Annotated in this window: 18 protein-coding genes; 9 read left to right on the top strand and 9 right to left on the bottom strand. The window is 50.7% G+C overall.

Annotated features, from left to right (window positions below):
- Positions 1–167: 167 nt before the first annotated feature.
- The 3 genes from gmhB to glyQ all read right to left on the bottom strand — a co-directional run bounded on the left by gmhB (position 168) and on the right by glyQ (position 3,899).
- The gene (gene gmhB, locus QT230_RS17630) at positions 168–719 is read right to left on the bottom strand and encodes a D-glycero-beta-D-manno-heptose 1,7-bisphosphate 7-phosphatase (protein ID WP_308323471.1); all 552 of its coding nucleotides are present in this window, start codon (positions 717–719) and stop codon (positions 168–170) included.
- Positions 720–861: 142 nt separating this feature from the next.
- The gene (gene glyS, locus QT230_RS17625) at positions 862–2,928 is read right to left on the bottom strand and encodes a glycine--tRNA ligase subunit beta (protein ID WP_308323470.1); all 2,067 of its coding nucleotides are present in this window, start codon (positions 2,926–2,928) and stop codon (positions 862–864) included.
- Complete coding sequence (glyQ, locus tag QT230_RS17620; RefSeq protein ID WP_308323469.1) at positions 2,928–3,899, bottom strand: glycine--tRNA ligase subunit alpha; 972 nt, start codon at positions 3,897–3,899, stop codon at positions 2,928–2,930. The genes glyS and glyQ overlap by 1 nt, the downstream gene beginning before the upstream one ends.
- A 109-nt stretch (positions 3,900–4,008) precedes the next feature.
- Here glyQ and rfaD point away from each other — a divergent pair, with 109 nt between their 5' ends.
- Positions 4,009–4,965 (top strand): ADP-glyceromanno-heptose 6-epimerase, encoded by a 957-nt coding sequence (gene rfaD, locus QT230_RS17615; protein ID WP_308323468.1) that lies wholly within the window; start codon positions 4,009–4,011, stop codon positions 4,963–4,965.
- A complete protein-coding gene (gene waaF / locus QT230_RS17610) occupies positions 4,958–6,001 on the top strand; it encodes a lipopolysaccharide heptosyltransferase II (RefSeq protein ID WP_308323467.1) in 1,044 nt (347 codons plus the stop codon). Before rfaD ends, waaF begins: the two co-directional genes overlap by 8 nt.
- Here the strand turns inward: waaF and QT230_RS17605 are convergent.
- From QT230_RS17605 to QT230_RS17595, 3 genes are all read right to left on the bottom strand, one after another.
- Entirely contained in the window at positions 5,991–7,643 is a 1,653-nt protein-coding gene (locus tag QT230_RS17605; protein ID WP_308323466.1) for a sulfatase-like hydrolase/transferase, read from the bottom strand. The genes waaF and QT230_RS17605 overlap by 11 nt on opposite strands.
- A gap of 520 nt (positions 7,644–8,163) precedes the next feature.
- On the bottom strand, positions 8,164–9,282 hold the full coding sequence (locus QT230_RS17600) for a glycosyltransferase family 4 protein (protein WP_308323465.1): 1,119 nt from the start codon (positions 9,280–9,282) through the stop codon (positions 8,164–8,166).
- 18 nt (positions 9,283–9,300) lie between these two features.
- Entirely contained in the window at positions 9,301–10,053 is a 753-nt protein-coding gene (locus QT230_RS17595; RefSeq protein WP_308323464.1) for a glycosyltransferase family 2 protein, read from the bottom strand.
- Between the two features lie 81 nt (positions 10,054–10,134).
- Here QT230_RS17595 and QT230_RS17590 point away from each other — a divergent pair, with 81 nt between their 5' ends.
- The 3 genes from QT230_RS17590 (at position 10,135) to QT230_RS17580 (ending at position 13,342) form a co-directional block, all read left to right on the top strand.
- Complete coding sequence (locus QT230_RS17590) at positions 10,135–11,163, top strand: glycosyltransferase family 4 protein (RefSeq protein WP_308323463.1); 1,029 nt, start codon at positions 10,135–10,137, stop codon at positions 11,161–11,163.
- A gap of 16 nt (positions 11,164–11,179) precedes the next feature.
- A complete protein-coding gene (locus tag QT230_RS17585) occupies positions 11,180–12,169 on the top strand; it encodes a glycosyl transferase family 90 (protein WP_308323462.1) in 990 nt (329 codons plus the stop codon).
- Between the two features lie 108 nt (positions 12,170–12,277).
- Positions 12,278–13,342: a glycosyltransferase family 9 protein gene (locus QT230_RS17580; RefSeq protein ID WP_308323461.1), complete on the top strand. Its 1,065-nt coding sequence runs from the start codon at positions 12,278–12,280 to the stop codon at positions 13,340–13,342.
- A gap of 9 nt (positions 13,343–13,351) precedes the next feature.
- On the opposite strand, the gene QT230_RS17575 is transcribed toward QT230_RS17580, so the two are convergent.
- Together QT230_RS17575 and QT230_RS17570 are read right to left on the bottom strand one after the other, a co-directional pair.
- A complete protein-coding gene (locus QT230_RS17575; RefSeq protein ID WP_308323459.1) occupies positions 13,352–13,756 on the bottom strand; it encodes a DUF6165 family protein in 405 nt (134 codons plus the stop codon).
- Positions 13,757–13,855: 99 nt separating this feature from the next.
- A complete protein-coding gene (locus QT230_RS17570) occupies positions 13,856–14,569 on the bottom strand; it encodes a 3-deoxy-D-manno-octulosonic acid kinase (protein ID WP_308323458.1) in 714 nt (237 codons plus the stop codon).
- Here QT230_RS17570 and QT230_RS17565 point away from each other — a divergent pair.
- From QT230_RS17565 to waaA, 3 genes are read left to right on the top strand one after another with little or no spacing between them, the layout of a single operon-like run.
- Positions 14,568–15,665, top strand: coding sequence for a glycosyltransferase family 9 protein (locus tag QT230_RS17565; RefSeq protein WP_308323457.1), 1,098 nt, complete (start codon positions 14,568–14,570; stop codon positions 15,663–15,665). The two genes, QT230_RS17570 and QT230_RS17565, sit on opposite strands and share 2 nt — an antisense overlap.
- Entirely contained in the window at positions 15,655–17,085 is a 1,431-nt protein-coding gene (gene hldE, locus QT230_RS17560) for a bifunctional D-glycero-beta-D-manno-heptose-7-phosphate kinase/D-glycero-beta-D-manno-heptose 1-phosphate adenylyltransferase HldE (protein ID WP_308323456.1), read from the top strand. The genes QT230_RS17565 and hldE overlap by 11 nt, the downstream gene beginning before the upstream one ends.
- Positions 17,085–18,377 (top strand): lipid IV(A) 3-deoxy-D-manno-octulosonic acid transferase, encoded by a 1,293-nt coding sequence (waaA, locus tag QT230_RS17555; protein WP_308323455.1) that lies wholly within the window; start codon positions 17,085–17,087, stop codon positions 18,375–18,377. Before hldE ends, waaA begins: the two co-directional genes overlap by 1 nt.
- A gap of 13 nt (positions 18,378–18,390) precedes the next feature.
- Here the strand turns inward: waaA and rpiA are convergent, their stop codons facing one another.
- The gene (gene rpiA / locus QT230_RS17550; RefSeq protein WP_308323454.1) at positions 18,391–19,065 is read right to left on the bottom strand and encodes a ribose-5-phosphate isomerase RpiA; all 675 of its coding nucleotides are present in this window, start codon (positions 19,063–19,065) and stop codon (positions 18,391–18,393) included.
- A 166-nt stretch (positions 19,066–19,231) separates the two neighbouring features.
- Between rpiA and ilvA the strand changes: the two genes are divergently transcribed.
- The gene (gene ilvA, locus QT230_RS17545; RefSeq protein ID WP_308323453.1) at positions 19,232–20,746 is read left to right on the top strand and encodes a threonine ammonia-lyase, biosynthetic; all 1,515 of its coding nucleotides are present in this window, start codon (positions 19,232–19,234) and stop codon (positions 20,744–20,746) included.
- Positions 20,747–21,286 lie beyond the last annotated feature (540 nt).

The raw sequence follows: 21,286 nt of genomic DNA, 5'->3' as shown, positions 1-21,286 counted from the left end.
TTAACGAGCCTAACCTCGACATGGCTTAATGTCACTACGAAAGCGCCGCTATGAATTCCATAGCGGCGCTTTTTATTGGTCGATAGTTAGAAGAGTTGTGGCAGGGGGCTTTCAGCCGAAGCTTCTCATATAAAGAAGAGCGATCAAGACTCTCCACTTTATGCCGCTTATCTATTCATTAACCACTCAACAAACTGCGCTAAATCATCGAAGATCTCAGCTTTTTCAAGACCCGTGCCTTTTTGTTCAGTTTTAAGCCCTTTTCCGGTTCTGACCAGCGCTGTTTTGCAACCTAGCGCTTCGCCCGCCTGTAGGTCCCGCAGGCTATCACCGACCATCCAACTCCCTGTTAAATCTTCTAGCCCTAGTACCTGCTGGATCTGTAGCAGCATCCCAGGCAGCGGTTTACGGCATTGGCACTCGTCATCTGGACCATGCGGGCAGAAAGCAATATGGACGATACGCCCGCCTTCAGCCTCAACCAATGCTTTTAAGTGATCATGCATAGCATGGAGCGTTGCTTCACTGTAATAACCACGGGCAATACCCGACTGATTCGTCGCTACTGCAACGCTGTATCCCGCACGAGTGAGGCTGGCAATGGCGGTGATTGAAGCGGGGTAGGGCACCCACTCATCGAGGGATTTGATGTAGTTATCGGAATCATGGTTGATGACGCCGTCTCGATCCAAAATAACCAGCTTCGCAGCTCTTAGCATAACAACCCTATATCCTGAAATACCGTCAGACTATATTAGCTGACCAGCGATGAATGTTTCACGTGAAACACGTCTTTCCGCGGATCGTAAAAAAGCCCAGCAGCTAAGGCTGTTGGGCTTGAATGGGGTAAAAACGAGATGGCTACTGAGGAAGCAGTGAAATATCTGCCACTTCCAAAAACAGCGCTTGAAGGCTAGCTAGTAACGCTAACCGGTTACGCTGAATAGCCGGGTCGTCCGCCATCACCATTACTTGGTCAAAGAAGGCATCCACTGGATCCCGTAATGTGGCAAGTGCGTCGAGCGCTTGCTGATAGTCACCCGCAGCAAATAGCGGTGCAACCTGAGCCTGGCTACCCGTCACAGCATCGTACAGCGCTCGCTCGGCATCTTCCTGGAGCAAGTTTTGATCGACCTGGGTGCTGCCATCATGGGCTTGTTTGCTCAAAATGTTTGAGACCCGCTTATTAGCAGCCGCTAACGCTGCGGCTTCATCACGCTGTGCAAAGGCCTTAACCGCGCGCAGGCGGCGAGCGAAGTCGAGCGGGTTAGTCACCGGGCGTGCACGCACGGCAAGGTACATTTCCGCGCTGATGCCCTCTTCCTGGCCCCAGGCGCGGAAGCGATCAAGCATGTAGGTCAGCACATCCTCAACCAGCCCATCGGCATTAGGGAGGCCCTGATGCTGTTCAGCGGCAACCGTGAGCAGCTTACGCAGATCAAGATTCAATTCGCCTTTAACCAGGATGTTAAGCACACCAATTGAGGCTCGACGAAGAGCGAAGGGATCTTTAGCGCCGGTAGGGCGCTGGCCAATCCCGAAAATGCCGACCAGCGTATCCAGGCGATCAGCCAGGGCCAATGCCTTGCCTGTGGCACTCTGGGGAATAGCATCGGTAGCAAAGCGCGGCAGGTACTGCTCTTCCAGCGCTTGGGCAACCTCTGCTGGTTCGCCATCCTGAACGGCATAGTAACGCCCCATAATGCCCTGTAGCTCAGGGAACTCGAGCACCATCTCCGTTACGAGATCACATTTGGCTAGTGCTACGGCGCGCTGGGCGTGAGCCACATCGCCGTTGATCTGCTCGGCAATGAAGGTCGCAATAACCGTGCTGCGGCGAGCTTTATCTGCCAGGGTGCCTAATTGCTGCTGGAAGACCACGCTTTCCAATTGAGGGATACGCGAAGCAAGGGTGCGTTTGCGGTCGGTGTCGTAGAAAAAAGCCGCATCGGCTAAGCGTGGACGAATGACTTTTTCATTGCCGGCAATGACCTGATCGGGGTCAGCACTGTCGATATTGGCAATGGTGATAAACAGTGGTTTTAGCTTGCCAGCATCATCTAACAGGTGAAAGTATTTCTGGTTAGCCTTCATTGAGGAGATCAAGCACTCGGCGGGCACTTCCAGAAAACGCTCATCGAAGCTACCGGTCAGAGCTACCGGCCATTCAACCAAGCCGCTTACTTCTACCAGCAGGTCTTCGTCGATAACCGCACTGGCTTCTTGAACTTCGGCTTCAGCAAGCACTTGCTCACGAATGCGCTCACGGCGCTGCTCTCTATCGACCAGTACATAGGCATTTTCCAGGGCAGCCACATACTCATCGGCGTGGGCTAACTGAATAGCATCAGGCGCGTGGAAACGGTGGCCGTAGGTGGTGCAACTCGCCTCTAGGCCAAGCGCCTCAGCGGCCACGACGTCGCTACCGTATAGTGCCACCAGCCAGTGAACCGGGCGTGAAAACTCAACCCGGGAGGCGCCCCAACGCATATTTTTGGGCACGGGGAGGGTAGCGATGGTTTTGCGCAGAATCTCGGGCAGCAGCGCCTGAATAGTTTCACCTTGCTGCTGCTCGCGGAAACCTAGCCAGGTGCCTTTATCGGTTTCCAGGTGAATCAGTTCGTCAACGCTGACACCACAGGAACGGGCGAAGCCTTCCGCAGCTTTAGTAGCAACGCCATCCTTAAAGGCAGCCGCCAACGCTGGGCCACGGCGCTCAACGTCACGGTCAGGCTGCTTATCGGCCAGTTCAGTCACCTGTACCGCCAAGCGCCGAGGGGTCGCAAATGCGCTAACGCTGGCGAAGGGAACATCGGCTTCTTGCAGGCCTTTCTCAATGCCTGCGGCGAACGCATCGGAAAGCGCATCCAGGGCCGTGGGAGGTAACTCTTCAGCACCCAGTTCTAGTAAAAGTGTATTAACAGCCATTAGTCGTCTCCCTGATCGGCGAGTAGCTCTTGTAACAGTTCTCGGCGAAGTATTTCTGGCGCCATAGGGAAACCTTCTGCCTTACGTGACTCAAAGTAAGCAGTGGCAACGTCTCGCGCCATGGTGCGAACGCGTAAAATAAAACGCTGACGTTCGGTGACCGAAATAGCGTGACGGGCGTCTAACAAGTTGAACGTGTGCGATGCTTTCAGTACTTGTTCGTAGGCTGGTAGCGGCAGGCTGGCGGCAAGCAGTTTGCCGCACTCTTGTTCCTGGTGGTCAAAGTTAGCAAACAGCTGGTCGACATCAGCGTGCTCAAAATTGTAGGCGGACTGTTCGCGCTCGTTTTGCAGGTAGACATCGCCGTAGGTAACTTTGCTGCCATCGGGGGCAATGGCCCAGACGAGGTCGTAAACACTGTCGACGTCCTGAAGGTACATGGCAATACGCTCAAGCCCATAGGTCAGTTCGCCGGTGACTGGGTAGCATTCTATGCCTCCGGCTTGCTGGAAGTAGGTAAACTGGGTGACTTCCATGCCGTTTAACCAAATTTCCCAGCCTAGGCCCCAGGCGCCCAGCGTAGGAGATTCCCAGTTATCTTCGACAAAGCGTACGTCGTGAATCAGCGGATCGAGGCCAAGCCGCTTAAGTGAGCCCAGATAGAGATCCTGAAAATTGCTCGGCGATGGCTTCATCACCACTTGGAACTGATAGTAGTGCTGAAGGCGGTTAGGGTTTTCACCGTAGCGGCCGTCAGTAGGCCGCCGGGAAGGCTGCACGTAGGCAGCGTTCCAGCTTTCGGGGCCAATCGACCGCAGAAAAGTAGCGGGGTGGAAAGTGCCCGCGCCGACTTCCATGTCGAGCGGCTGGAGAATGACACAACCCTGTTCTGCCCAGTACTGCTGCAGAGCGAGGATCAAGCCCTGAAAGGTCGACACATCGGGTGTCGATTGGTTTGTCGAGACACTCATCGCGGAAAGCACCGTTGGCCATGAATTCATAAGGCGTCAAGTATACAATCCTAGGCAGATGGGTTATAGGCACGTATGCCAACAAGCCGCTTTAGGTAAGGAGAACAGCATGATTGTGGTAACAGGCGGTGCCGGTTTTATCGGGGCCAACATAGTGAAAGCACTGAACGCCCGCGGCCGAAATGATGTCATGGTGGTCGACGATTTACGCGACGGCACCAAATTCGTCAACTTGGCTGACTGCACACTTGCAGATTACCTTGATAAGGACGATTTCCTCACCAGGGTAAAAGCCGCTTTAAAAGGGGAGAGCGTCGATCTGCCCAAGATAGAGGCGATTTTCCACGAGGGCGCCTGTTCGGATACTACCGAATGGGATGGTCACTACATGATGGAAAATAACTTTGAGTACTCTAAAGTGCTGCTTAATTACTGCGAGCAGCAGGGTATCCCCTTTTTATACGCATCATCTGCCGCCACCTATGGCGGCAGCGAAGTATTTAAAGAAGTGCCCGAGTGTGAGAAACCGCTTAACGTATACGGCTACTCAAAGCTGCTGTTTGATCAGCACGTACGTTCGCGCTGGAGTGAGTTAACCACGCAAGTCGTCGGCTTTCGTTACTTCAATGTGTATGGCCCGCGTGAACAGCATAAGGGCAAGATGGCAAGCGTCGCCTATCATAATCATCTGCAAATTCGTAACGGCGACACATTGAAACTATTTGGTGCTTACGGCGGCTATGAAGCAGGTATGCAGAGCCGCGACTTCGTTTATGTCGGCGATGTGGTCGATGTGAATCTTTGGTTTTTAGATCACTCTGATCAGTCAGGTATTTTTAATCTGGGTACCGGCCGCGCTGAACCTTTTAAAGCCATTGGCGAGGCCGTCATCGACTTTTATGGTAAAGGCGAGATCGATTACATTGCCTTTCCTGAAGAGCTGAAAGGCCGCTATCAGAGCTATACCCGCGCTGATATTAGCAACCTTCGCGAAAGCGGCTGCGATATTGAATTTAAGACCGTTGCTCAAGGGGTCAAGTCCTACTTGGGGTGGCTAAATGGCTAAATCAGCTCAGCGCCTGCTGGTCATTGGCCCGTCGTGGGTAGGCGATATGGTCATGGCCCAAAGTCTGTTTATGACCTTAAAAGCCCGCTGCCCAGGTGCGACGATCGGCGTGGTTGCCCCGGCTTGGTCGCAGCCCATTTTAGAGCGCATGCCCGAAGTGGATGAAGTGCTGCCTCTGGCGGTAGGCCACGGTGAATTTGGTCTCGCTAGTCGGCGTGAACTAGCAAGTCGTCTGCGGGGGCGCTTTGATCGCGCGATTGTCTTGCCTCGCTCTTGGAAAGCGGCGCTAGTGCCCTTTCTTGCACGCATTCCTGAGCGCGTCGGCTTTATAGGCGAGCATCGCTATGGGCTTCTCAAAGAGCGTCGTAAGCTTGATAAGCAGATGTTGGATCAAACGGTAAAGCGCTTTGTTTCGCTTGGCCTACCCTTTGAAGAGGCGGCTAGCGGTGACTTTGCTTTGCCCAAGCCGCGTCTGCAGATTGATCGCGATAATCTGGTCAATTTACGGCTAACGCACTCGCTTTCATCGCGCACTGCAATCGGCTTGATGCCGGGCGCTGAGTACGGCCCCGCCAAACAGTGGCCGATCAGCTATTTCCATCGTTTAGCAAAACGGCTGGTGGAAGATGGATTTGAAGTACGTGTATTAGGTGGGGCAAAAGACCACCCGGCGGGAGAGGAGATCGCTCTAGGGCTTTCCCATGCCCATAATTTGTGCGGCAAGACACAGCTGGCGGATGCGGTTGATCTACTGGCAGACTGTCGGCAGGTGGTCACCAACGACTCAGGCTTGATGCACGTGGCCGCGGCGGTAGGCGTGCGTATCCATGCGCTATATGGATCCTCTTCGCCCGCCTATACGCCGCCATTGACCGATAATGCGGTCATTCACTACTTGGCGCTCTCTTGTTCCCCCTGCTTTCAGCGCACATGCCCGTTGGGACATACCAACTGCCTAAATCAGCTGACCGTTGATCAGGTTTATGAGCAGATTCAAACAGCTCATCAGTGCGATAGCTTAATCGCTAACGAATGAGTTTAACTTCATCGGCTATATCAGCCGGGGTCTCAACTGTTTGCTCTTGAAGAGACTCTTCAGCTAGCTCATCAGTTCTGCTGCGCTGAGGAGACATTCCTTCCCAGAGACGGTGCTGAAGGGCCGTCTCTTCGCGTAGGCGTTCATTGAGCACCTCTATGCTGTGTGACTCTACCAACGTACGCTGGTCGCTAAATAGTGAAGTACCTAGTCCAGCACGCTGGCCCTCCAAACGAAACCCAAGAGCATCCAACAGCGTGGGAAATACATCCAGCATGGTGGCGTCCCGGCGGATTCGCTGCGATTCTATATCCTCACCCAACATAATCAGCGTGTTATCGCGATCAAGAGCAGTTAACTGATCCCACACCGAAACCCGCATGGTTAGATGATCGCTAAGGATCACCACTAACGTGTTTTCGAGTAGCCCTTCAGACTCCAAGTGCTCGATCAAATTACGGGCCAGCCACGCAGAGCATTCGACTGAATAAAGAATATCCTGGCCATCGAACTCGCCCTGTTGCTCAACGCAAGACTGGGAGGGGTAGCCGTTTGGCGCATGACCAGCAAGGTTAAGGCTAACCACGCCCCAGGGGCCGTTATGCTCTTCATCTAACCGCCTTATCTCATCAGCGGTGATGTCATAGAGCGTATCGTCATACAGGCCCCAACTATTCACATATTCAGGGTCTTCAAGCTGAGATTCTAAATCTTCGCGCCCTTTTACCGTACTGAAATGGTGTCCGCGGTAGAATAACCCTTTCCCCGCAAACTGAGTGCTGGCACCGCCTAAGTAGCTCAGCTCGTAGCCTTGTGCTGCGAGTATATCGCCAAGGCAATCGACGCCGGGGACGACTTTAGACAAGGGTTCAAACTGGCTGTCATGGAGTAAACCTGCCGGCATTAAGGGCACTCCACACTGACTGGCAATCATGCCCGCCATTGTCCATCCAGTGTTATCCATCTGGCGCACACCTTCAAACACTGCGCCTCGTTCACCCAGTGCGGTTAGGTTAGCGTAGGCATCCTCGAATATTTCGTTAGCGTAGGTACGCTCGATACTCTCTAAATACAGAAGGAGAAGGTTGGGGGCATTTCTAAGCTCTTCAGTGGGGGGCGGCTTATAGCGGCGATCCAGCCAAGCTCCATCATCGGTAACAATTGATGCGCTGCGTTGGCCTAAGCCATAAAGCAACGGGTTGCTAGCCAGCAACAAAATAGCGAAAAAGCGCTCAGTTAACCGCCAGCGTTGGTCGTGACGTGACAGCCAGGTAACCGATGCCAACACGCCGATCATTATCAGTGTATAAAGTACGGCGACAATCATTTTACTGGCGCCACCGTGTTCCGCCATGCCAGCTTGAAGATGGAAGAAGACCGCACCAAGATCGACAATGCCGAAGCTATCCGCCAAATAAACGTAGATACCCCAAAGGATTAGCGGCAATAGTGACCATGGCCACATTTTGCGGTAACGGGCGTTAGCTGGTTGGCCCCAGCGCAGTTTAAGCCCTACACCGATCCATGCAGCGGCTATAAAAAATAGCGTCCACCAGGGCAGTCGGGTCAGGACCGTGACGGTGTAACCAAGGCATAGGCCAATAAGAGTGATCGCTATTTTTCGAATAGCATGAGGATTCATACATGTCCTATTGTCATAGGGGGGGTTATGGTCATTGCATTTACTAACTATCACGTTTCATCATGACGTGCCATCTATCGATCTGTTTGTAGTTTTATGCATAGGAGTGGCAGTAGCAAAGCTATAATGACCAGCATAAACTTTTTGTGCACAGTAGGTAAATCTGGATTTTGTTTGTTTCCATTTTCGGCTGATGTAATTTGCAAGTATTGTGCTACTTAAAAGAAGTCGTGTCTTTAAGTTCTTTTTTTCGGAGAATAACCATCTACCATTATTAAGTTGTTATTGAAATGGTCCCCTTCTATAGAAAAGTTATCCATGTTGAGGTCAGGCGCGGGGATGCCCAATAAAGAAAATTTCAGAATGATACTCTCAACTAAATGTAAAGCACGCTCTACGGCAACTTCTTTTTGATATACCATTCAGAGAAGCTTTGCTTGTGACTTTTTTACATCTCTAAATGGCGAGCAGTTTTAATTAATTTTGTGGGGTAAGTACATAACTCATCCTTGACGTTTATTTAAATATTTTTTAGAATCAACTCTTTAAGTTTCTCATGTTGATAGCTATAAGTGTATTGGCTAGAGGTTTCAATTAACTGATTATTAATCATTTTCACATCGTTGTTAACAATATGTTCAATGCGGTGGGCCCAGTCTTCTGAGTTGTAGCCTTTTACAATTAAGTTCTTTAAATCTCCTTGAAGCAACTCTCCTGCACCAACACGTTCAGAAATTAGTACCGGCGTAGAGCATGCCATCGCTTCTAGTACCACACAGCCAAATTCTTCAATATGAGCAGGTAATACAAAAAGGTCTAAAGCCACATAATAATGCTCTACATCAGGAACTGTTTTTTTCCACGTGAAATATTTCTCTATGCCTAAATTGGTGGTTTTCTCTTGGTAGGGCGCTATATTGCCCTGACCTATAATCAAGAAACGATATTGTATATCGGAATTTTTTAGCAACTGGTTGGCAATTTCAATAAAAAAACTTAAATTTCTTTTTTTGAAATCACCCGATGTGATGAGGCCTATGAGTTTTTCGTGGTCTTTAATGTTAAGCTCGCCACGCTTTTTTTGGCTAAAATTTGTTTTCACCGATGTGTTAAATTGTAGTGCATCGTAACCTGGGTAAGAAACGCTTATTTTCTCGCTTGGTATAGCATAACGTGAAATAAAATCGTTTCTCATTAATTGAGAGTTGGCTACGATCTGCCGGTAGTTGCTCTTGTTTAGAATTCTATGATGTATTTTAGACACATCTGGTTGTTGGTGCTTTAAATTGGGATAAATTATTTCTTGTGCTAGATCAACACAGTTATGCATATAAATAATATCGGCATTATCCATATCACCATGACTGATAATAAGAGAGGGTTTATGCCGAAAGCACCATAGATTGGCAAGCAAATTAAACCATAACCGTCTTAAAAAACTATTTAAAGGAAGCTTTGATATCGTTTTTAGTTCTCCTCCGTACGAGTTAATTATCTCTTTGTTAGCTTTTTCGCATATTACGGTTACGTTATATCCTATGTTTTTTAAGATTGAAATTTGCTGCAGCGCTATTCTTGCTGCACCAGTAGTCTTGTTCAATTTTCGAATGACAATAACGACTGTTGGTATTTCTTCCATGAGTAAACCTATTGATAGTTAGTGCTTGGATAGCCAGTATGCCTTCATATATTTCCAAAAGACGCCATTAGCATTAGAAACAGCAATCACTAACCCTCTCCAACCATCTAGCCATCCATGTTGTAGTAAATAAGTACGCAAAAAAGCAAACACTGCTTTAAAAAAAATGATGGGTACCGGATAAGTTTTAAGTTTTCCAGATTCGGCACGAATACTAGAGTAACGATTAATTTTTTCCAGAAATTGCGCTAAGTTGGAAACGGCAAGGTGCTCAATTTTTCCTTTCAGCTGAATAAGATGAATACCTTTTGGCGTTAACACAGACTCGTGCACCGCAGCATCACTAAAATTGCAAACGGTGCGATTAAACAGCCGTATTAGCCAGTCATTGCCCCATCCTGAGTGTTTGACGGGTGATCCCATCATCCAGTTCTCACGGCGTATACTACCGGCTTGTTGAGGTGTCGCAGTAGCTGACCACTGTTGCACAGCCGCATTGAGCGCTGCTGTGGGCGCTTCATCCGCATCTAGGGAAAAAATCCAGTCGTGTTTAGCTAGGGATACAGCATACTTTTTGGTGGGGCCAAAGCCCATAAACTCGCCCTGGTGTAATTGCGTGTTGGGATACGCCTTTACAATGTCGCAGGTATCGTCTTCGGAACCATTGTCATACACCACCACATCGTCGTAGTCCTGCACAGCATCGAGCGTACGTCGCAATGTTTTAGCTGCATTACGGGTGATGATAACGACACTAACGTTGATGGGCATACAGTGAATCCCTACTCTCGTCGTTCATTGATGCAGTACTATACCAGGACTGACACTAACGGTATCCGGGGTGGGGGTTTTTTGCATATTATTCATGTCAATCTTGCAAAGGGGTTTCGTGGTGGCGAGCGCCAGACGGCACTGCTAATTCAGGCCTTAGCGGGCCATGTGACGAGCCAAACGCTTGTATGTCGGCGTGATTCTCCATTACACGACGAGTTAAAAGGGGTGGACGCGCTGATATGGGTAGATGCCAATCATCAGTTGGCTGGACATACTCAGGCAGGCCAAGCTTCGGTGGTACACGCCCATGAGGCCAAGGCAGTACACTGGGCATGGCTACATAAACGTTTGTATCGCACGCCGTATGTGGTGACTCGTCGCGTCGATACGCTTATTAAACGTAAGTGGACGAACAGGCAGTTTTACGCAGATGCCGATTGTTGCGTGGCGATTTCATCGATTATTCAAAAACAATTGGCTTGTTGGAGTCGCCATGATATTCCGATTATCCCGAGTGCATCGTCTAACTTTACGGCTAATAGCCAAGTTTCGCTTCAGTTTCGTGCCCGCTATCCAGGGCGCTTTATTGTCGGCCACATTGGTGCGCTTGTAGATCGTCATAAGGGGCAGCGAGTGATTCTGGAAGCGGCAAGCCAACTCCAGCATCGCTATCCAGAGGTGCTATTCGTTTTCTTTGGTCAAGGAGAAGATGAGCATGCACTACGTCAAGAAAGCCAGCACTTAGCGAATGTGGAATGGGCGGGCTTTAAACCCAACATCGGTGATTTTATCCCGGCGCTAGATCTATTTGTTTTTCCATCGCGTAATGAAGGTTTAGGCTCGGTGCTGCTGGATGTTATGCAAGCCAAAGTACCCATTATCGCTTCTCGGGTGGGGGGGATTCCGGACCTAATTAAACATAACGATACGGGCATGCTGATTGAGGCTAATGATGCCAACGCGTTGAGTGAAGCTATAGAAGGGATGGTGGAGCGTGATGATCACCGCACCACACTAGCGGAGAACGCCTATCAGCGTTTGGCCGCTTTTAGCCCTCAAACTATGGCCCAGCGCTATCACGAAGTTTACCAATCTCTTGCTCAGTAGCATGCAAGGAGTCACTTTGTTAGTTGAAAAATGGAAAAAAAATCGACACAAAGCCGCTTTTTACCTGAAAGGTATTGCTGAAATAGGCCTGCCTAAGCGGTTTTATTCCTCCCAAAAGTCGACGCTTTATCGGTCGTTAAACGAATATGGTAATACGTCTTTACGGCAAGAAATTGCACAGCGAGTAAACTACTATAATAAGCTTTCGGCGCCAGAGGCACTCCCTATCGATGCACAATCGATTAAGGGATTCTCTAAGGGAAAAAGCTGGGCTTACTACATAGACATGAAGAGGTACCTGTTGGCGTTTGATCCAGCGTATCGATTTCTCTATTTGCCGGGTGATATTCGCACAGTGCCTGATAATGCCACGCTTCTCAAAAGTCGACCTGTGGAGGGAAATAATAGTCACTCGGTATTATTGAAGCTTAACCGCATTCGTCACTATTTTTTTATTGATGATCCGGTCCCCTTTGAACAGAAAAAAAACCTAGTGGTGTGGCGCGGAGCTTGCCACCGGCCCCATCGGCAGGCATTTGTAAGTCAATTTTATGATCACCCATTGTGCGATGTGGGAGATAGTCATCCAAAGTTTAAGAACCATCCTTGGCATAAAGGATTTATGAGTTTACCTGAACAACTTCAGTATAAGTTCATTTTAAGTATTGAAGGTAACGATGTTGCCACTAATCTGAAATGGATTATGGGTTCCAATTCACTGTGTTTTATGACGCGCCCTAATTATGAAACTTGGTTTATGGAGGGTACGCTGAGGCCTGGCTATCATTATGTTGCTTTAGCAGATGACTACTCTGATCTGGAAGAGAAGGTTCAGTACTATACGGATCATCCTATAGAGGCGAAATCCATTATACGCAATGCTAATGCTTACGTTAAAACCTTTATGGATACCCGACAAGAGTACCTGATCGGTTTACTGGTACTACAAAAATATTTTGAAAAAACGGGGCAGGCGGAACCGCTGAATTTGGGTTTGTGGGATTGACTTGATCATGTTTGGTGAGTTGATATTAAAAAATGGGAGAATGAAAAATAATTTATAGAACGGGTATTTAATAAATTATAAGACGATACATAATAGGAGCTTAAAGACATGAAAGATAAAACACAAAGTCTAAATTCAATTTGCATCATGAGGCTTTCTGCTTTAGGCGATGTAACTCATGTTATACCGGTAATAAAGAGTTTGCAGGCTCAAGTTCCTGATATTGAAATTACTTGGGTAATCGGTAAATTAGAAGCCAAACTTATCGGAGACCTACCTGGCGTAGAATTTATTATTTTCGATAAAAAAGCGGGACTTGAAGGCTACAGAGCATTACGTCGCGTCATGCAGGGAAGGCATTTCGATGCGCTTCTGCACATGCAAGTATCATTACGCGCCAACATTGCCGCTGCATTGATTCCGGCAACGACAAAGATTGGTTATGATAAGGCGCGCAGTAAAGATCTCCATAGCTTTTTCATCAACCGCCGCATTCCCGCCAAACCCGAACAGCACGTGCGTGACTGTCTAGCCAGTTTCCTCGAACCGCTTGGACTTATGCCAGCGCCGCCTAGGTGGCAAATTCCACTAAAAGATGCTGATTATTCATTGGCTAATCAATATCTTGTGGAAGACCGCATCAACCTCGTCATAAGCCCCTGTGCTAGTCATGTACTGCGTAATTGGTCATCATCGCGGTACGCTGAGCTAGCCGACTACGCCGTGGCAACCTATGGGGCCAACGTTATTTTGGTTGGCAGCCCTGCCGCTTTTGAGAAGAAGGTTTGCGGCGAAATTGAAGCACTAATGCACGAGAAGGTCGCCAATATCTGCGGTCAGGATACGCTTAAGCAACTGACTGCTCTCCTGGAAAAAGCCGATCTTCTCGTATCACCGGATACCGGACCGGCCCACATTGCCAATGCCATGGGAACCGATGTGCTCGGACTGTATGCCGCCAGTAATCCTAATCGTTCCGGCCCTTATGGCTCCCTCTCTTGGTGTGTCAACCGCTACCCGGAAGCATTGCACAAGTTCACCAGCAAAACGGTTGCACAGGCTCGCTGGGGAGCAAAAGCAGAATTTGAAGGGGCTATGGAGATGATCTCTGTCGATGATGTTACCGCCACGCTAGATCGATGGGTTACTGATTACAGAGAGTCTTCGCAATAGCCAAGATCATCATTGCGTTGAAGCATAGTCTTGATAAGACTTTTCTTCAATAAACCGCGATCCCAGGAGTAGGTTGACTTCTTTTTTGATGGCGGCACGTCGATCATTGGTAAAATAGACTGACCGTGCGAGGGACACAAATCTTGGCCCAAAATCCTGCACTGCTTCCTGGGCGCGAATATCATCTTCAATGACCCAAAGCTCTTCATTAACGTTTTTCAATTGAAGACGTAAATCCGCAATGAGAGAAGGATCTTGAATTGCGTGCTCCCAGATAAGATTTAATGCCTCAAGCTCTAAGCGTACATTTCTGTTTTTTTCCTCGTTTTTAATGCGCTCAGCTTTAATTTCTAATATTGTAATTTTGTCGAGCACTTCACCAAATGACAAAGGCACTTCGATAGTATCTTTCATTAATATCTCTTTGGTTAAATGTTTGTGGTTTCAAGACTAATAAATTATTAACAAAGTCGTGATCTACATAAATATTGGGATTATGAGCTAACGTTTAATTCAGCTTTCAGTGCGGTAACCATGAAGGATGGGTGAGAATGAAAGCGCTGGCTGAAACTTGTAAATAGACCGTTCCAGTCTCTCTAAATTCCCCTCCCGCCATTTTCCTGCCCCGCGCAGTCGGCAGCGATCCAAGTCGATTAGCCAGGGTTGGCCATGGGAATCGATTAAGATATTACGCGCGTTAAGATCCACATGATCAAGCCCCGCTTGATGAAAACGCTTGATCATACCACCTACCTGCTGCAACAGCGCTTCATCAGCTTGGTCGTTGATCAGCAGATCTGCTAATGCTTTGGCCCCCGCAATGCGTACGGTAATCAGTGCGGCTTCGTAAGTAAGCCCATAGCGGTTAACACAACATGCCACGGGGCGGGGTACGGGCAGCCCACGATCAAAAAGCGTAGCGGTTAAGCGCAGTTCGCGAAAGGCGCGGGTGCGCTCTTCACCGAGCCATAGATAGCGCTGCTCGCTTAGTTTAGCCGCCATGCCGCCGCGCCGGTAGGGCCTTAGCACCCACTGCTCGGTCGGCGTTGTCTGTAAAAACAGGCTACTTCCCCGGCCTGGCGCTTCGCCCACCACTAAACCGCGTTCGCGCCAATACTCGGCACTGAACAACTTGGGGTGAAATTGGTGCGACGGGGCAGCGTCACATAAACTGTCTGCATCATGTAAAATCAGACAATTTTTTTGCCGGAGTGCCGCTAAGCGCATGAAGCCCTCATTGCCTGCTCAACCTAACCATATTGCTATTTTGCGCCTCTCCGCATTGGGAGACGTATGCAATCTCGTGCCCACGGTGCGGGCGTTGCAGCGCCATTGGCCCAACGCGCGCATTACCTGGATTATCGGTAAGGGCGAGCACAGTCTACTGGCGGGGCTTTCTGGGGTCGAGTTCGTTGTTTATGACAAAGCGACTGGCTTTGCGGGTATGCGCTCCCTGTGGCGGGAATTAGCCCATACCCGCTTTGATGTGCTGCTACATATGCAGCAGGCCATTCGCGCCAGCGTGCTATCGCTGGGTCTAAAAGCTAACGTTCGCGTGGGCTATGACAAAGCCCGCGCCAAAGACGCTCAGCACTGGTTCACCCAGCACCAGCTCGCGCCTCACCCTAAGGCTCACGTGCTGGAGTCGTTTATGGACTTCGCTCGTCTGCTTGGGGTGGAGGATGATCGTTTAGAGTGGAATTTACCCGTTTTAACGACGGCACTTAACGAAGCGCGGGTGATTAGCGGTGAGGCCCCTTATCTGGTGATTAACCCTTGCAGCAATGCTCGTCTGCGTAACTTTCGCAACTGGTCGATAGAGGGTTATGCCAGCGTGATTGAACACGCCTGGGTGCAGCACGGTCTTAAAAGCGTGTTGACAGGCGGCGGCACCGCCCAAGAGCGTGCAATCGGCGATCAAATCGAAGCCCTGTGCCAACCGGGTAGCGTGATTAATGCGATCGGCGGGACTTCGCTAAAAGGCGTGCTAGCACTTATTGGTAACGCCCGAGCAGTCATCGCACCGGATACGGGGCCTATTCATATGGCTAATGCCATGGGAACGCCTGCCCTCGGCCTTTATGCATCGACTAATCCTCAGCGGGCTGCTCCCTACTTATGGCGCGATTTCGTGGTAAATGCATACCCCGAGGCGGTGCGCATATACTTGAATAAGTCAGTAGAAGAAGTGAGCTGGGGGCAACGAGTGCGCCATGCTGAGGCGATGAACCTTATTAAAGCTGATGATGTGATCGCCAAGCTAGACGCGCTACTCGTTCATACGACAGCGCAGCCAACCACAGGATCCAAGGATGAAAGTTGATTTAACCGCTCTGGAACATGCCCGTGTACTGGTGGTAGGGGATGTGATGCTCGACCGCTACTGGCACGGGGGTACTTCGCGTATTTCACCAGAAGCACCGGTACCCGTGGTGCGCGTGGAAGAGACTGATGATCGTCCCGGTGGTGCTGCTAACGTGGCGCTTAACGTTGCATCTTTAGGGGGCCATGCTTCGCTAGCGGGCGTTGTCGGCGAGGATGAAAATGCTGAGCTGCTTTCGGCGCAACTGGCAGTCTCGAATGTAAGCACTTACTTTCAGCGAAGCCCATTTATACCAACAATTACCAAGCTGAGAGTGATGAGTCGTAACCAGCAGTTGCTGCGCCTGGATTTTGAACAGCGATTGGATAACGTGGACACTACGGCGCTGCTAGCGCAAGTCGAAACAGCGCTGCCCGAGTGCGACGTAGTGATCCTTTCAGACTACGGCAAGGGAACGTTAAACAAGGTAGAACAAGTGATTGCAATGGCCCGTGCCCATGGCAAGCGGGTGCTGGTTGACCCCAAGGGACAAGATTTCAGCAAGTACCGAGGGGCTAGCTTGATTACCCCTAACTTAACGGAGTTTGAAGCGGTGGTAGGCCCCTGCGCCACTGATGCCGAGCTCGCGGAACGCGGTGAATCGCTGCGCGCTGAGCTTGAGCTGGAGGCGCTGCTCATCACCCGTAGTGAAAAAGGCATGACCTTGATTAGCAAAGGCCAAGCGACGTTACACCTGCCCACTCGCGCCCAGGAAGTGTTCGACGTCACCGGGGCGGGGGATACTGTCATTGGCTTGATGGGCCTAGCGCTAGCGGCAGATCATGCGTTGCCAGAAGCCATGATGCTGGCCAATCTGGGCGCGGGGCTGGTGGTGGCGAAGCCAGGCACTGCGACGCTATCTATTGCAGAGCTTTATACCGCGCTTCATGGTGATAACCTCGCCGAGTTTGGCGTGATTGAGCCTGCTGTGCTGATTGAAGCCGTGCGCGCCGCCCAACTGCGTGGCGAGCGGGTAGTAATGACTAACGGCTGTTTCGATATTTTGCATGCGGGCCACGTCGCTTATTTGGAGCAGGCCAAGCGTCTGGGCGACCGTTTAATCGTTGCGGTCAATGATGACGCCTCGATTGGGCGCCTGAAAGGCCCTAAACGGCCGATTAATCCGCTTGGTCGCCGTATGCAGGTGTTGGCAGGTTTAGGCGCTGTGGATTGGGTAGTACCGTTCAGCGACGATACTCCCCAAGCGCTGATTGAAGCGGTGCTGCCAGATCTTTTGGTCAAAGGAGGTGACTACCGCCCCGAAGATATCGCCGGTGGAGCGGCGGTGATTGCCAACGGTGGTGAGGTTAAAGTATTGGGTTTTGAAGACGGCGTCTCGACGACAGCAATGATCAGCTCCATTATTGATCGCGAGCGCTAATGGCTTTTCCCGCTTGGCCTCGACTTGCCTATTCGGTGGTGCTGTACGTGCTCTCACCGCTTATTGGCTGGCGCATATGGCGTGAGCAAGTGCTCACATACTCACGCCTGCAGCGGCTGGGGTTGCGTCTTGAGCCGCTTCCTCCTGCGCCACGCATTTGGTTGCACTGTGCTTCGGTGGGGGAAGTGCGCGCCGCTCGACCACTGATTGAGGGATTATTAGCGCGTTATCCAAGCCATAGCCTGCTGCTTACTACCATGACCGCAACCGGTGCTCAGCAGGCCCAAACGCTCATTAGCGAGCAAACGGCGGCCGATCAAGTAAGGCTTGCCCATCGTTTCCTACCGCTGGACTTTCCTGGCGCCGCAAAGCGCTTCGTGCGCCGCATTCAACCTGAACTTGCCATCCTGTTTGAAACCGAGCTATGGCCCAATCTGATTCATGCCTGCTATCAGCAGGGGATACCCGTGGCGGTGGTGAATGGGCGTTTATCGCCCCGTGCTTATAAGCGTTACCAACGTTTGCGCCCGCTAATGGCCAGCACCCTCGCCGAAATTAGCTGGCTAGCCGCCAAATCATCGGCAGACGCCGAACGCTTTAATGACCTAGGCTGCAGTAAGGATATAACTCGCATAGTCGGCTCGTTGAAATTTGAACTAGTCAGCCCGGGCAGCGCGATAAATGAAAGTGAGTGCTTACTTTCTCATTATGGAGAACGTTCGGTTTGGGTAGCAGGTTCTACCCGCGAAGGTGAAGAAGCGTTGCTGCTTGAGGCACATTGCCAACTGCTCAGGCTCTACCCGAATGCACTGTTGGTACTTGTGCCTCGCCACCCTCAGCGTTTCGAAGAGGTTGCGAGGCTTTGCCAAGCAGAGGGGTGGAGGTTAAGCCGTCGCAGCTTGCAGCAGCCCGTGACGGCGCAAACTCAGATTTACCTGGGGGACACTCTTGGTGAGCTATCAGCGCTTTATGCCGTGGGTAGTGTGGCCTTTGTAGGCGGTAGCTTAGTGCCACTGGGCGGGCAAAACGTGCTGGAACCGGCGGCGTTAGCCAAACCGGTTCTCTGCGGCCCCTCGATCGAGAACTTTGCCGATGTGGCCGAACCGCTGTTAGCTGCGGGTGCGCTAACTTTGGTCGATAATACCGAAGCGCTAGCAGAAGCCTTGGCGAGCTACTTTGCTGTCCCTGAGCGCGCCAAACGCGATGGTCAAGCAGGGCGTACGGCAATTGAGGCACACAAAGGCGTTCTGGCCCGTACCCTGAAGGGCTTGGAGGGGCTGCTGCCTCGGTAACGTTTGAGTTTATTTATGCAAGCGCGACCCGCTCCACGCCATCTGCTTTGCCCAGTAGCAGAACGTCGGCACCGCGGGCAGCAAACAAGCCGTTAGTGACAACACCGACAATCGCGTTGATGCGCGCTTCCATGGCCACTGGGTCTGCGATCATAAATTCAAAGCAGTCGATAATTTGGTTGCCATTGTCGGTGACCACTCCCTGGCGATAAACCGGTTCAGCGCCAAGCGCGACAAGCTCCCGGGCAACATAGGAGCGTGCCATGGGAATGACTTCAACGGGTAGCGGAAAGTCGCCTAGCTGAGATACATACTTTGAGCCATCCGCGATGCAGATAAAACGCTCCGCGCAGGCCGCCACAATTTTTTCACGGGTAAGCGCTGCGCCGCCGCCTTTGATCATATGTAAGTGAGCATTCACTTCGTCTGCGCCATCGATATAGAAAGGCACTGTGCCAACGCTATTGAGCTCAAACACCTCAATACCCAGTTTCTCAAGACGCTTGGCGCTTGCTTCTGAGCTAGCCACCGCACCTTTAAAGCTATCGCGCAGTGGGCCTAAGCGATCGATAAACAGATTGGCCGTAGAGCCAGTACCAATCCCTAAAATGGTATCCTTTTCCAAGTGCGATTTAATTTCTGCAATGGCTGCGTCTGCCACGGCGGCCTTCAGTTCATCCTGATTCATAGCTGGGTTCATAGTAAGCCTAGTGATTGAGAGGGAGAAAAGAGTTTGTGGCGCTAGTATAGCGATCTAAACGTTGCCTGCCGAGGCAGCACTGCTAGACGCCGCTAGGCTTAATCTGCTACCAATAAAGGCTTTTCCGTTCACGTTCTTCCTTTGGGATACCCGCATGCTAGAAGCAACCGTCAAAAAGATCCTCCAGGCCCGCGTTTATGAAGCCGCTTGTGAGACTCCAATTTCGCCTGCCCCCTTTTTGTCGCGTCGTTTCAACAACCAGATTTTGATTAAGCGCGAAGATCTTCAGCCGGTATTTTCGTTCAAAATTCGCGGCGCTTATAACAAAATGGCGCAGCTCACCCAAGCGCAAAAAGATAAAGGCGTGATTGCTGCTTCCGCCGGGAACCATGCCCAAGGGCTGGCTATGGCTGCCAAGTTAATGGGAGTTAAAGCGGTGATTGTGATGCCTCGCATCACACCGGAGATCAAAGTGCAGGCAGTGCGCGCCCGAGGGGCCAAGGTCATTCTGAAAGGTGACGCTTTCGCAGCTGCCGCCGAGCATGCTCAAGAGCTGATCAAAGAGCACGGCTACACCTATATTCCACCGTTTGATGATATTGACGTGGTCGCGGGCCAAGGTACTATCGGGGTGGAGATTTTACGCCAGCATGCTGGGCGCTTGGATGCCATTTTCGTGCCGGTTGGTGGCGGGGGCTTGATTGCGGGGGTGGCTGCGTACGTTAAGTATTTGCGCCCGGATATCAAAGTGATCGGTGTAGAAGCCGAAGACAGCGCCTGCCTAAAAGCCGCGCTAGACGCGGGCGAGCGCGTTGTGCTCGAACAAGTAGGTGTGTTTGCCGAAGGCGTTGCAGTAGCGCAAATTGGTGAGGTGCCATTTTCGTTGGTGAAAGACCTGATTGATGATGTGATTACCGTGAACACCGATGAAATGTGTGCAGCGGTGAAAGATATTTTTGAGGACACCCGAGCGGTAGCGGAAACCTCTGGTGCACTCTCGTTGGCAGGGTTGAAAAAATATATTCAGCAAACTGGCGCTGAAGATGAAACGCTGTTGTGCATTAATTCTGGAGCCAACACTAATTTTGATCGCCTGCAGCACATTGCTGAGCGTACAGAGCTTGGCGAGCAGCGTGAAGCAATTTTGGCGGTCACCATTGCGGAAAAGCCAGGAAGTTTTAAAAAGTTCTGCCGCACGCTGGGTAAGCGCATGGTGACTGAATTTAGTTACCGTTATGCCGACAGCCGCGAAGCACATATTTACGTGGGCATTCAGGTAAAGCCGGGTGGCGAAGATCGCCAAGCAGCGATCGATAAGCTCCGTGAAGCCGGCTATCAAGTGGAAGACCTTACCGATAATGAGCTGGCGAAGCTGCATATTCGTCATCTGAGCGGTGGCCGCCCGAGCGAGCGTTTTGAAGAGGAAGTCTATCGATTTGAGTTTCCCGAACGCCCGGGCGCGTTGATGAATTTCTTAACGCAGTTGCCACACGACTGGAATATCTCGCTATTTCACTACCGTAATCACGGAGCTGCCTATGGACGAGTATTGGTGGGGATGCAGGTGCCAAATGGCGACCGCACCCATGTGGCTGAGTATTTAGACGCTATTGGCTATCGTTACTGGCGTGAAAGCGATAATCCGGCGTATCGGCTCTTCATGGCTTAATCATTCACTACTGTATGTAAGTGCTTGCTTACCTTGAGCGCTAGGACTGATGGTAACGCATCGTTACTAAAAAGTTATTAGAAGGTGGAAAAAATATTGCCTGAGCAGTTGTAAGCAGTGCCCTTATAGTCCTATAGTCGTGACCGAAATTAAGCAAATCTGCCATTCGGTTTAAGCCAGCAAAGGTGGGCAGGTTTAACACATTTGGTCACGGCAAGGTGTTGGAGAAGCGGCATGCGGCGTAAGAAGCCTGATATGGTAATGGCGTTAATGGTGGTGTTTGCATTAGGCGTGCTTGCCACCGGTTATGCGCAGGCGCTGTCGGGGAGCTAATCCCTACAACGAACTGCTGTAACGCTGTTAACCCGGTTGACAGATATCAGATGAGAGGGGCTGATCCTTTAAAGGATCAGCCTTTTTTATGGTGCGCCAGGCATGGCGCGCAGCGCCTTGACTGGCGCTGTTCCTGGGGGTGGTGCCTCAGGATGACTTGGGGGTGAAAGTCCCCTGCACGCCCGGCAAGGGGAAGTGCTAGCCGAC

The organism is Halomonas sp. SpR8 (assembly GCF_031010195.1).
GTDB lineage: Bacteria > Pseudomonadota > Gammaproteobacteria > Pseudomonadales > Halomonadaceae > Vreelandella.
This window is presented reverse-complemented; position numbering and strand designations above follow the sequence as displayed.

Bases quoted from the DNA above. Each gene is read 5' to 3' on its own strand.
- waaF (WP_308323467.1), top strand. From the start codon at position 4,958: ATGGCTAAATCAGCTCAGCGCCTGCTGGTCATTGGCCCGTCGTGGGTA.
- QT230_RS17600 (WP_308323465.1), bottom strand. From the start codon at position 9,282: ATGGAAGAAATACCAACAGTCGTTATTGTCATTCGAAAATTGAACAAG.
- glyQ (WP_308323469.1), bottom strand. From the start codon at position 3,899: ATGAGTGTCTCGACAAACCAATCGACACCCGATGTGTCGACCTTTCAG.
- QT230_RS17570 (WP_308323458.1), bottom strand. From the start codon at position 14,569: ATGCGCTTAGCGGCACTCCGGCAAAAAAATTGTCTGATTTTACATGAT.
- rpiA (WP_308323454.1), bottom strand. From the start codon at position 19,065: ATGAATCAGGATGAACTGAAGGCCGCCGTGGCAGACGCAGCCATTGCA.
- glyS (WP_308323470.1), bottom strand. From the start codon at position 2,928: ATGGCTGTTAATACACTTTTACTAGAACTGGGTGCTGAAGAGTTACCT.
- waaA (WP_308323455.1), top strand. From the start codon at position 17,085: ATGGCTTTTCCCGCTTGGCCTCGACTTGCCTATTCGGTGGTGCTGTAC.
- QT230_RS17580 (WP_308323461.1), top strand. From the start codon at position 12,278: ATGAAAGATAAAACACAAAGTCTAAATTCAATTTGCATCATGAGGCTT.
- ilvA (WP_308323453.1), top strand. From the start codon at position 19,232: ATGCTAGAAGCAACCGTCAAAAAGATCCTCCAGGCCCGCGTTTATGAA.
- gmhB (WP_308323471.1), bottom strand. From the start codon at position 719: ATGCTAAGAGCTGCGAAGCTGGTTATTTTGGATCGAGACGGCGTCATC.
- hldE (WP_308323456.1), top strand. From the start codon at position 15,655: ATGAAAGTTGATTTAACCGCTCTGGAACATGCCCGTGTACTGGTGGTA.
- QT230_RS17595 (WP_308323464.1), bottom strand. From the start codon at position 10,053: ATGCCCATCAACGTTAGTGTCGTTATCATCACCCGTAATGCAGCTAAA.
- QT230_RS17605 (WP_308323466.1), bottom strand. From the start codon at position 7,643: ATGAATCCTCATGCTATTCGAAAAATAGCGATCACTCTTATTGGCCTA.
- rfaD (WP_308323468.1), top strand. From the start codon at position 4,009: ATGATTGTGGTAACAGGCGGTGCCGGTTTTATCGGGGCCAACATAGTG.
- QT230_RS17575 (WP_308323459.1), bottom strand. From the start codon at position 13,756: ATGAAAGATACTATCGAAGTGCCTTTGTCATTTGGTGAAGTGCTCGAC.
- QT230_RS17565 (WP_308323457.1), top strand. From the start codon at position 14,568: ATGAAGCCCTCATTGCCTGCTCAACCTAACCATATTGCTATTTTGCGC.